Raw genomic sequence first — 4,904 nt, forward strand, 5'->3', positions numbered from 1 at the left:
GACGTGCTCCTCGACTGGCTCGACCAGTACAAGCAGGCCACCGACGAGGCGGCCAACAACTGAACAGGTGAGGTGGTCCCGTGGCTGACACGTCGCTGGTGTTCAACCTGGTCGCCCGGGACCGGGCCTCCGAGACCGTCGGCAAGATGGGCGAGAAGTTCAACACCGCGGCGGCCACCATCGGCGCCGGGTTCGCCGCGCTGCTCGGCGCCTCCCTCGTCGAAGCCCTCGACCTGGAGTCGGCCAACGCCAAGCTCACCGCGCAGCTCGGGCTCGGGCCGGCCGAAGCGCAGGCGGCGGGGGACGCCGCAGCGTCGGTGTACTCGCACGCCTGGGGCGAGAACATCGACGAGGTCAACCTCGCCATCAAGGGCGTCTACCAGAACATCGGCGACACCAGCCAGGCAGAGGGCGGCCTGGAGGGCGTCACCACCAAGGTGATGGCCCTGGCTGAGGCGTTCGACCAGGACCTCACGATCGCCACCGCAGCAGCCGGGCAGATGGTCCGGACCGGTCTCGCCGACAACGCCGACGAGGCCCTCGACATCATCGCCGTTGGGCTCGGCACCGCGGCCGACAAGTCCGGGGACCTGCTCGAATCCCTCAACGAGTACAGCGTCCAGTGGAAGCGCGTCGGGCTCGACGGCGAGACGTCCATCGGGCTGATCAACCAGGCCGTCAGCGCGGGTGCCCGCGACGCCGACCAGGTGTCCGACGCGATCGGCCAGTTCGGCGAGCGGGCGACCGCCGGCGGCGCGGCCGTCGATGCCGCGTACAAGTCGATCGGCCTGTCGTCCAAGGACGTCGCGAAGATGATGGGCGCCGGTGGCGACCAGGCCGAGAAGGCGCTCAGCAAGACCCTGACCGCGCTGCGCGGAACGGCCAACCAGCAGGTCCGGCTCAATGCTGCTGCCGCCCTGTTCGGTGACCCGGCGAACATCATGGGCGACGCCCTGTACGCCATGGACCCGGCGACCGCCGCAGCGACCGCCGGGATGGACAAGGCGACGGGCGCCGCCGACAAGCTCACCGAGACGATGGGCGGCACCGCGAAGAAGCAGCTGGAGGAGTTCAAGCGCACCGTCATGGTGGAGCTCGGCCAGGCCGCAGGCGGAATCCTGGCTTTCGCCGAGAAGCACGAGACGGCGGTGAAGCCTTTCCTCATCGCGTTCGCCGGACTCGCGGCGCTGGTCGTCACCGTGAAGGTCGCGATGATCACCTACTCGGCGATCTCCTCCGTGGTGGCCGGCGCGCACGCCATCATCACCGCGTCGTGCTGGGGCGTGATGGGCAACTGGACCCGGATGATGGCGATGGGTCTCATGGCCTACGCCCGGATCGCGGGAGCCGCCGTCGTCTCGGCGGCCACCACGGCCGGCGCCTGGGTCGGGTCGGCGCTCGTGTCCATCGGCACGTGGATCGCCGCGGTAGTCCGGGCCGGGCTGACCGCCGCAGCCCAGTTCCTGCTGATGGCCGGACGCGCCGTGATCTGGGCCACCGTCATGGCCGCACAGTGGCTGATCGCCATGGGCCCTATCGGCTGGATCATCGCCGCCGTGATCGCGCTCGCCATCCTGATCTACGCCAACTGGGACAAGATCAAAGCGTGGACGATGGCCGCCTGGAACTGGGTCTGGGCCAAGGTCGCCGCCATCGGTACGGCGATCCTGGGGTTCTTCATCAAGTGGTCGATCGTCGGGATCTTCCTCCGGCACTGGGACCGCATCAAGACCGGCGTCGCGTCCAAGGCGGTGGGCCTGATCGGGTTCGTGGCGGGCCTGCCCGGGCGCATCAGCCGGGCCGTCTCGGGCCTGGGGACGCTGCTCTACAGCAAGGGCGTGGCCATCGTCACCGGGCTCTGGCACGGCATCCAGTCCATGGGCCCGTGGCTTGCCGGACAGCTCACCGGGTTCGCGAAGAGCATCATCCCCGGGCCGATCGCCAAGGCGCTCGGCATCCACTCACCGTCGCGCCTGATGGCCGACGTCGTGGGCCGGTGGATTCCCCCGGGCATCGTCGACGGCATCGAGTCCACCGAGGGCCAGCTCGCCCAGAAGATGGGCGGTCTGGTCCAAGCCCCGTCCCCCGCCGCCGTGATGGGTGTCGGCCGGAGCATGGGCGGCGCCGCTCCAATCATGACCAGCGGGGGCGGCGCGCAGGTGATCCGCATCGAGGTCACCGGCCCCGAGGCACTCAAGAAGATCATTCGCACCATCGTCCGCACGGACGGGCGGGGCAACGTGCAAACCGCATTCGGACAAGGGGCGTAACGTGGCCTTCCCGCAGACACCGCTGGACGTGCGGACCGAACTCCGTGTGGGCGCGACGTGGACGGACATCTCCGCCGACGTCTACACCCGGTCCCCGATCACGATCACCCGGGGCGTGCCCGACGAGGGCACCACCGCGGACCCGTCGTCGTGCGCGCTCATGCTCAACAACCGGTCCGGGACGTACTCGCCGAAGAACCCCCTGTCGCCGTACTACGGGCTCATCGGCCGCAACACCCCGATCCGGGTGTCCGTCCCGGGGCCGGAGTCCTACCTGTCCCTCGACGGGACGCTGGCCGGGCTCGCCTCGACACCGGACGTCGCCGCCCTCGACATCACCGGGGACATCGACCTGCGCGTGGAGGTGACCGCCGACTGGTCCCAGCCAGGTATCCAGGGGCTGCTCGGAAAGTGGATCTCTGCCACGGCCCAGCGCAGCTACAACCTCCGGTTGGAAAACGGCTACCTGGTCCTGAACTGGTCGCCGGACGGGACGAGCATCTACCTCTGGCAGTGGCTCCTGCCGGCGCTCCCACGGCGGGCAGCTGTGCGGGCCACCCTGGACATCGACAACGGGGCGGGCGGGCACACCGCCATCGGCTACTGGGCGCCGTCGCTGAGCGGCCCGTGGACCGCCATGGACACCCGCACCGGGGCGTTCGTGACCAGCGTCTACGCGAGCACGGCGCCGCTCCAGATCACCCCGGTGGCCGCCCCCGGCTGGACCCCGCCGCAGGCCCTGATCCACCGCGCCGAGGTCCGCAACGGCATCGGCGGCACCGTCGTGGCCGCCCCCGATTTCCGGGCGCTGGCCGAGGGCACCACCGCGTTCTCCGACTCGGCGGGCAGGGCCTGGTCGGTGACCGGCACCGCCCGCGTCAGCAACCGGGCGTACCGGTTCGTCGGTGAGGTCGCGTCCTGGCCGGCCCGGTGGGACGTCTCCGGCAAGGACGTCTACGTACCGATCGAGGCGGCCGGCATCCTGCGGCGCCTCGGCCAGGGCCGGAAACCCCTGGACTCGACCCTGCGCCGCAGCATCCCCCGCGCAACGTCCCTGCTCGCGTACTGGCCGATGGAGGAGGGCGCCCTCGCGACGGCCGCCTCCAGCCCGGTCACCGGCGTACAACCACTCCAGCTGTCCCGGGCAACGTGGGCCAGCGCCACCACCCTGGCGTCCTCCGCCCCGCTGCCCGTGCTGGCGTCCGCCGGGGGCGACCTCGCCCAGATGACGGGGGCCGTACCCGCACCGGGCGGCAGCCCGACCGGGTGGCGGGTGCAGTGGGTGTACCGGCTCGACACCCCGAACGCGACCATGTACACGTTCATGCGCATCTTGACGGCGGGCGGCACCATCGCCGAGTGGTACATCCAGCAGTCCTCGACCGGGTCGCGCATCATCGGCCGAGACGCCGGCGGAACAGACATCATCACCCAGCTGATCGGCACCGGCCTGGACCTCTACAACCAGTGGAACTCCGTCTGGTTCCAGGTGGAGCAGGTGGGCGTGATGGTCCAGTGGGACATCTACTGGCAGGACGTCGGCGGCGCGGCCGGGCACTTCGGCTCGTCGTTCACCGGGACGATCGGACGCGTCCGTACAGTCGGCGGCCCGCCCGGTGGCTACGCGGCGGCTCTCGACGGAATGGCCATCGGGCACCTCTCGGTGTTCAGCACCCCGACCACCACGGCCTACGACGGGGCGCTCACCGCCTACGACACGGAGTACGCGAGCAACCGCCTGGCCCGCCTGTCGGCCGAGTCCGGCGGCCTGCTCCCGATGACGTTCACCATCGGCGCCCCGGGCGTCGCCCAGCAGATGTTGGGCCCGCAGCACGCGGCCGAGCTCCTCGACCTGGTGGGCGACGTCGCCGCCACGGACGGCGGCCTGCTCTTCGAGCGCCGGGACCGGTCCGCGCTGCACTACCGGGACCGGGCCTCGCTCTACAACCAGACGCCCGGCCTCGTCCTCAACTACACCACCACCGGTCACGTCGCCCCGCCGCTGGAGCCAGCCGAGGACGACCAGCGGCTACGCAACGACGTCACCGTCACCCGCGACGGCGGGTCCTCCGGCAGGGTCGAGATCACGTCCGGCCCGCTCTCGACCCTGCCCCCCGAACAGGGAGGCGTCGGTACCTACGACACGGAGGTGACCCTGTCCCTCGGCTCCGACGACCAGGCCCAGCAGATCGCCGGGTGGCTGGCCCACCTCGGCACCGCGGACGAGCCGCGCTACCCGGCAGTCCACGTGATGCTGCACGCCGCACCCGCCCTCACCCCCAGCGTCCTCGGCCTGGAACTCGGCGACCTGCTGCGCATCGACAACCTCCCCGCCTGGCTGCCCCCGGAACCGGCGCTCCTGATGGTGCGCGGACAGACCGAGGTCCTCGACCTCTACAGCTGGGACCTGACGTTCAACTGCGGCCCGGGCCGGGTCTGGTCCGTGGGCGTCTACGACGACGCGGTGCGCGGCCGTTACGACACCAGCGGATCGCAGCTCGCAGCCGCGGCCACCGCGACCACGCCGACGCTGTCCGTGGCGTTCACGGACGGCACCCGGTGGGTCACCACCGCCAGCCACCCCGCCTCGTTCCCGTTCGACGCGCTGGTCGGGGGCGAGCGGGTCACGGTCAC

General features: G+C 71.0%; 2 protein-coding genes. Both read left to right on the plus strand.

Features of this window, described 5'->3' with window-relative positions; translation table 11 throughout:
* Positions 1-80: 80 nt before the first annotated feature.
* Positions 81-2,270: a phage tail tape measure protein gene (locus ACFYPN_RS33600; RefSeq protein ID WP_388640656.1), complete on the plus strand. Its 2,190-nt coding sequence runs from the start codon at positions 81-83 to the stop codon at positions 2,268-2,270.
* Between the two features lies 1 nt (position 2,271).
* Positions 2,272-4,904: hypothetical protein (locus ACFYPN_RS33605; RefSeq protein ID WP_389303681.1), on the plus strand; the 2,633-nt coding region annotated here is incomplete at its 3' end.

This window comes from Streptomyces sp. NPDC005576 (assembly GCF_042871745.1).
In the GTDB taxonomy this organism is placed as follows: domain Bacteria; phylum Actinomycetota; class Actinomycetes; order Streptomycetales; family Streptomycetaceae; genus Streptomyces.